7 protein-coding genes are annotated in these 6,585 nt (G+C 37.5%); all 7 read right to left on the bottom strand.

Annotated features, from left to right (window positions below; translation table 11 throughout):
- Positions 1–1,006, bottom strand: a 1,006-nt coding sequence (locus QZ176_RS07330; RefSeq protein WP_295152416.1) for a zinc-binding alcohol dehydrogenase, incomplete at its 3' end; no start/stop codon positions are given.
- The gene (locus tag QZ176_RS07325; RefSeq protein WP_295152414.1) at positions 1,003–2,136 is read right to left on the bottom strand and encodes a hypothetical protein; all 1,134 of its coding nucleotides are present in this window, start codon (positions 2,134–2,136) and stop codon (positions 1,003–1,005) included. The genes QZ176_RS07330 and QZ176_RS07325, both read right to left, overlap by 4 nt.
- Positions 2,133–2,525 (bottom strand): GtrA family protein, encoded by a 393-nt coding sequence (locus QZ176_RS10455; protein WP_365951706.1) that lies wholly within the window; start codon positions 2,523–2,525, stop codon positions 2,133–2,135. The genes QZ176_RS07325 and QZ176_RS10455 overlap by 4 nt, the downstream gene beginning before the upstream one ends.
- Entirely contained in the window at positions 2,525–3,211 is a 687-nt protein-coding gene (locus QZ176_RS07320; protein WP_295152412.1) for a class I SAM-dependent methyltransferase, read from the bottom strand. The genes QZ176_RS10455 and QZ176_RS07320 overlap by 1 nt, the downstream gene beginning before the upstream one ends.
- Positions 3,198–3,977 carry a glycosyltransferase gene (locus tag QZ176_RS07315; RefSeq protein ID WP_295152420.1) on the bottom strand — a complete coding sequence of 260 codons (780 nt, stop codon included), beginning with the start codon at positions 3,975–3,977 and terminating at the stop codon, positions 3,198–3,200. The genes QZ176_RS07320 and QZ176_RS07315 overlap by 14 nt, the downstream gene beginning before the upstream one ends.
- A gap of 175 nt (positions 3,978–4,152) precedes the next feature.
- The gene (wecC, locus tag QZ176_RS07310) at positions 4,153–5,343 is read right to left on the bottom strand and encodes a UDP-N-acetyl-D-mannosamine dehydrogenase (RefSeq protein ID WP_295152410.1); all 1,191 of its coding nucleotides are present in this window, start codon (positions 5,341–5,343) and stop codon (positions 4,153–4,155) included.
- A complete protein-coding gene (gene wecB, locus QZ176_RS07305; RefSeq protein ID WP_295152409.1) occupies positions 5,340–6,476 on the bottom strand; it encodes a UDP-N-acetylglucosamine 2-epimerase (non-hydrolyzing) in 1,137 nt (378 codons plus the stop codon). The genes wecC and wecB overlap by 4 nt, the downstream gene beginning before the upstream one ends.
- Positions 6,477–6,585 lie beyond the last annotated feature (109 nt).

The raw sequence follows: 6,585 nt of genomic DNA, 5'->3' as shown, positions 1-6,585 counted from the left end.
GCTTTATCAAATTTTCATTTACCAGCCTTAGATACTCGCTCATATTTCGATTTTCAGTCCATCTGACGTAGCTAAACGGATAATCAAGTCCCTGCTCTTCGTAGCTCTTGTCGTAGCGACCAGGACCATAAGAGGTGGAGATGAGAAAATCGAGCTCCTTTTTATACATATCCTCTCTATTGATCTGCATGCCGGCAACGCCTACGAGCACCACTCTGCCCTTTTTCTTGCACATCTGAAAGCTTTGAGATAGCGGCTCGCTACTGCTCGTAGCGGCGGTAAATAGCACGCCGTCGGCGCCGTGCCCACCGCTCCAAGATGAAACGACGTCTAGCAAATTTTCCTTTGAAGGATTGATAATTAGCTCGGCGCCGTACTCTTTGGCTATCTGCAAGCGTCTATCATCAAAATCGCTGACCGCAACCCTTACCCCTGAAATTTTAAGCATCTGCACCGCAAGAAGCCCTAAAATCCCAGCTCCCACGACTACGCAGGTCTCGCCCAGCCTTAGATCGATCCGCCTAACGCCTTGCATCGCTATGCCGCCGAGCGTCACGGTGCAAGCTCGCTCAAAGTCCATATCCTGCGGCATTTTCATAACTAAATTTTTAGGCACGTCTACGTATTCTGCATGGTTCGCAAGCCCTGCGCCGGCTGCGGCGACGCGCTCTCCGATCTCAAAATTTGAAACGCCCTCTCCGACTGCTATGACGACGCCGCTAAGCGAATAGCCGGTCGGGCTTCCGCTATCAAGCTTGCCCTTTACCTTCGCATAAACGCTGGCTATGCCGTCGGATTTCACCATATTGATGACTTTTTTTACGTTCTCCGGCTGCTCTAAGGCCCTTCTAATCAGACTCTTGCCGCTATTTGATACGCCGCTTATCTCGGTGCCCGCCGATATGCAGCTATTTACTACTTTTATAAGAACGCATCCCTTTGAAACGCTCGGGGCTGGGATCTGCTCTGCTAAAACTTTACCTTTTTTAACTATTGCTTGTATCATCTTAAAAACCTTTTTTCATTAATATAATTATTTATGTAGTATATCGCAAAAATTACGCTAAACGACACGAAGCCCAATAAATAATTTACAGAAGGAACAACCAAGAATCCAAAAATCGCATTGAAACACAAGGCGCATAAACATGGAAGGAAAAATTCCCTATTTTTTCTATTTTTTGAAGCATAAAAACAATAAAAACCGATATTTGAAAAAATCAAAAAGTATAAGAACATAACGCCAAATTTAGCACCAAAATTTTGTATCGCAATCATCTTATGCTCTTTAATAAATTTAAATGTTTCATTTTTTAATACCTCTTCATACTCTTTTGATAAATACTTAATACTAGGATCTATCGAATAAACCTTTTGCATAGCTACCTCGTCGAGATAATGCGGTATATATTCGTTATCCACATAACCTAAGCCTATATATACCGAATGCCAAAAAACGTGCTTAGTGTTTAAATTTGCATCCGCATTTAGCTCTATTAGTTTATTATTAATGCTATTTTCATATACCTTATAAGAAGCATAGCCGGCAAAAATACTTAATATTAAAAATGAAATATAGTAATATTTTATAGAAGATTTTAAATTAAAAAATAAATAAATCAGAACAAAAAGAACAGTCGGCACAAAAGAGTAAGAGCGTATAATATGCGATACTACTGAAAAATAAGCTAAGATAACCAACATAAAAAAAATATTTTTTTTGTTATTTTTATCAATCAAATATAAAAATAGCGGCACGAAAGACGACATAAAATAAAACATAATATACACGTCGCCTATTACATAAACCAATCCGGAAAGTATTGACACTGCAACTACCGAAACTATTTTTGCAAGATTAGTTTTTAAAAATAACATCCAGCCTATACAAAAGACTATGAAACCGACTCCGATAAATACGATATGAAACAAAATAATAATTTGTTCTAAATTTAGATTAAAAATTTTATGCATAACTTGAGTGAAAAAATATAAGCCCTTATCATCGGCCCCGCGCGCAAAATTTTCAAAACCGTATTTGTCGTAATATGCAATGCCGATAATGCCGTTCCTATCAAGGCATTCGATTGCTTGTTGCATATCGTTCATTCTAGTTGGCATGATCGTTTTTATCATCTTGCAACCTTAGCTTGGCGACAAAAAACCCAATTTTTAGATAGTAAATATCCTATACAAATATATCCAAAGCCGCCTAAAATTTGACTAATATATGCGTTTACGCTAAGAAATCGGTAGGAGAAAGACATAATAGCCAAATTCGAGACGTATGATGTTCCCATTGAAATTATAAATTTAAATATTTGGATTTTATTTTTTGAATCGTCATTAAAGCTAAAATACTTATTTAAATAAAAAGATATAAATATCGATACGAAATAACCGATAAAATTACTTATTTCCGCAATGGCTCCAAAATAAAGTAAAGTAAAGATTATTGCATATCCAAATATAGTATTAATAACGCCTACGAGCAAATACTTTAATAAAGAAATATCGTAACGCATTAGACCGATTTCTTTACCGCAATATAATATTGACCGCCAAGCGGAAGCCATTTTAAAAATTTCTCCAAAAAAGAGAGCGATTTTAAAATAGGAGGAAAAAATAACGTATATGCGCTACCGTTATCTTTAAATCCGGCTATCAAAAAAATAGATTGCAACTCTTTTTTTGATAGCAAAACGGCATCTTTATCAAATTCGCAAGTAGATACCATACGTCTTGTAAGAGGATTATAGGGATTGTGTTCAAAAACCGCTACATTGCAATTATCGGCAGCTAGTTTAAATACATTAGATGTCACGTAATCTCGTAGGCTAGGTTCTATATGGTGATATACGCCCGCTATAAAAATCACGTCGAAATATCCGTTGTAGCAAGCTAGCTCTTCATTTGTTTCTATAATCTTTACTTCTTTATTATTTTGCCTTGCTATCTCTAAACTTTCTTTTGAGATATCAAATCCAAAAACGGACGATTCGCGAAATGCTTCTACTATATACGGTAAATTTCTACCCGTACCGCATCCGTATTCAAGTATTTTTAGCTTTTGATTTCGTCTTTTTACTATATCGCTTAGTATTTTTATCTTGTACTCCGCATAGTATTTTATGTCGCCGAATTTTTTGTGCTGTTTTTGCATTATATCGTCATAGTTTTTACTGTACTCATCAAAATTAACTTTTTTCATCAGTAATATCCTCTATAAAATACCTTGGTCTTCTTTTTGTTTCTTTATAGATTTTACCTATATACTCGCCGATTACACCAAGACACATAAGTTGAATTCCTCCCATAAAGTATATAGGTAAAACAGTAGAGGCCCACCCTTGCACCGTTTTATTAGCAATAACAGAATACAACACACTCCCACCCATTATCAAGCTAACAAAAAAAACGATAAAGCCTATTAACGTTATCAATCTTAAAGGAACCACGCTAAATGAAGTTATGCCGTCCCATGCGAAGGTAAACATCTTTTTTAGTGTATATTTTGATTTGCCTGCATACCTGTCTTTAACATCAAAATATATATACTCTGTTTTTAGTCCAATTAAAAGAACAAGCCCTCTTAAAAATAAATTGACTTCCTTAAAACTAAGCAGCATTCTAATGGCCTTACTACTAAGCAATCTATAGTCCGCATGGTTTTTAATAATATCCACCCCCATTAAATTCATTAATTTATAAAAGCCTAATGCAGTTGCTCTTTTAAAAAAAGAATCACACATTCTATCGTTCCTGACGCCGAGTACAACATCGCATCCATTCACGTAAGAATCAGTAAAATGTATCATAGACTTTTCATCTTGTTGCAAATCTGCATCAATAGAAATTAGGCAATCGCATTTATCTTCTACATACTCTATTCCTGCCAATAAGGCGTTTTGATGGCCTTCGTTTTTAGAAAGTTTTATGCCTTTAGTGGATAAATTTGTAGCACTAGACGATTTTATTATATTCCAAGTACTATCCTCGCTACCATCATCGACGTATAAAATAAAACTATCGCTTTCAATCTTTTTTTATCGATTAAATTTTCTAGAGTCTCGCTCAATCTTTTTATGGTTTCGCCTAAAACCTGCTCTTCGTTATAACAAGGAACGATAATTGCCAATTTAGGAATATTTCTCATCTAAAAATCCCGCAAAAATCCAAAACTTCTTTTTCTATTTCTGGCCCCTTAAATTCCTTATGTCCGACTAAAAATGCGATAATATCCGAAATTTCAATAGCTTTTTTGTAGTCCACTATCTCAAAATCCTTGTGAGCCTTGATATTGGGCTCTACGACGACCACATCGACGCCGTCTGCGATCAAGCGTCTAGTTATATTTAGCGCAGGCGACTCCCGCAAATCGTCGATGTCGGGCTTAAAAGCAAGTCCCATGCACGCGATTTTGGGCTTTTTGCCGTTTTGCAGCTCAAATTTCAAAGCGGCGTTTTTGATTTTTTCAATACACCATTCAGCTTTGTGATCATTGACCTCCCTTGCGGATTTGATGAGCTTCGCTTCGTAGCCGCCCGCATGCACTATAAACCACGGATCGACCGCTATGCAGTGCCCGCCTACGCCGCAGCCCGGGTTTAAAATATTAACTCGCGGATGGCGATTTGCTAGCGAGATAAGCTCCCAGACGTTAATGCCGAATTTATCGCACAAAATACTAAGTTCATTTGCAAAGGCTATGTTTACGTCGCGGAAAGAATTCTCTGTAAGCTTTGACATCTCTGCGGTTTTCGCATCGGTCTGCAAAACCGCGCCTTCTACGAATTCTGCGTAAAATTCCGCTATTTTTTTAGTAGCAATTTTTGTAGTTCCACCCACGATTCTATCGTTTTGCGTAAGCTCTTTTAAAATTTTACCCGGCAAAACTCTCTCCGGGCAATGAGCGATATAAATTTTAGAAATATCAACACCGCCATTTTTTAAAATTTCACCTATCTTTTCGGTAGTACCTACCGGTGAAGTGGATTCTAAAACGACCATATTATCGTCTTTTACATAAGGTATTATCGATTTTGCCGCACTTATGACATAATCGATATTTGGCACGTATCCGTCTCGAAACGGCGTCGGAACAGCTATGATAAAAACGTCTGCGAAATCAGGCCTAACGTCTGCTTTTAAATTTCCGCTCTGCACTGCTTTTTTAACAAATACGTCAAGTTCCGGCTCTACGATATGAATTTTGCCCTGATTGATCGTATCTACGACGCTCTGAACCACATCAACGCCATGGATTTTATAACCTCTGTTTGCCAAAAGCGCCGCCGTCGGCAGCCCTATATATCCAAGACCTAAGATGCAAACTTTTTTCATAATATTCCTTTTAAAAATTCCAGTATTTTTTTACAAGCTTTACCGTCGCCATACGGACTTGTACTTTTACTCATTTTATCATATTCATCTTTTAAATTTAATAATTTTTGCACCTCTTTTATGATATTTTCGCGCTTGGTGCCGATAAGCTTAACGCATCCTGCCCTTATCCCCTCGGGTCTTTCGGTAGTTTCTCTGATAACTAAAACGGGCTTGCATAGGCTCGGCGCCTCCTCCTGGATGCCGCCGCTATCTGTTACTATCATATATGACTTGCTCATAAGATAGACAAAACTATCATACTCTAGCGGATCGATTAAAAATATATTCGGAATGCCCGATAAAATTTCTCCCACAGGCTTTCTTACATTTGGATTTAGATGCACGGGGTAAACGATGTCGATATTTTCATTTTTTAGCGCTATTTCACGTAAAGCCTCACAAATATTAACAAAGCCTTCTCCGAAATTTTCTCGTCTGTGTCCTGTAACGAGAATAAATTTTCTATCACTAAGCTTATATTTGGCATTTATAAAGGATAAAATTTTATTTTTTAGCAGCTCGTTGTTTTCGATTTTGTCTATCGTCCACAAAAGCGCATCTATAACGGTGTTGCCACTAACAACTATATTTCTTGAATCTTTGCCTTCTTTTAAGAGATTGTCTCTCGCATCGGTAGTCGGCGCGAAGTGATATTTAGCTATGAGCCCCGTCATCTGCCTATTTATCTCTTCAGGAAACGGCGAATAGATATTATGCGTCCTAAGTCCAGCTTCTACGTGAGCAACATCTATTTTTTGATAATACGCCGCCAAAGAAACAGCATAAGTAGTAGTCGTATCTCCATGCACAAACACGATGTCCGGGGTATATTCACTAAATACATCGCGCATACCAAGTAAAACACCAGACGTAATATCGTACAGATCCTGCCCTTGCTTCATTAAATTTAGATCAAAATCAGGCTTTATCTCAAAGAATTCCAAAACCTGATCGAGCATCTGCCTGTGCTGCGCCGTGACGCAAACCTTCACTTCAAATTCCGCGCGCTTTTGAAATTCCTTTATCAACAGAGCCATCTTAATGGCCTCTGGGCGCGTTCCAAATACTATTAAAATTTTTCTTTTCGTCATAAACTCCCCTAAATATCGGTTTTTTAACCAAATTTATCGCCGTAATTTTAATTAAATTTTGCTATATCGGCGCTTAACAATACATAAATTCACCTATTTGTCGTTACTT

The sequence above is a fragment of the uncultured Campylobacter sp. genome, assembly GCF_905373215.1.
Classification (GTDB): Bacteria; Campylobacterota; Campylobacteria; order Campylobacterales; family Campylobacteraceae; genus Campylobacter_B.
Note: the sequence above shows the minus strand (reverse complement) of the source record. Positions and strands in the feature narration are given on the sequence as shown.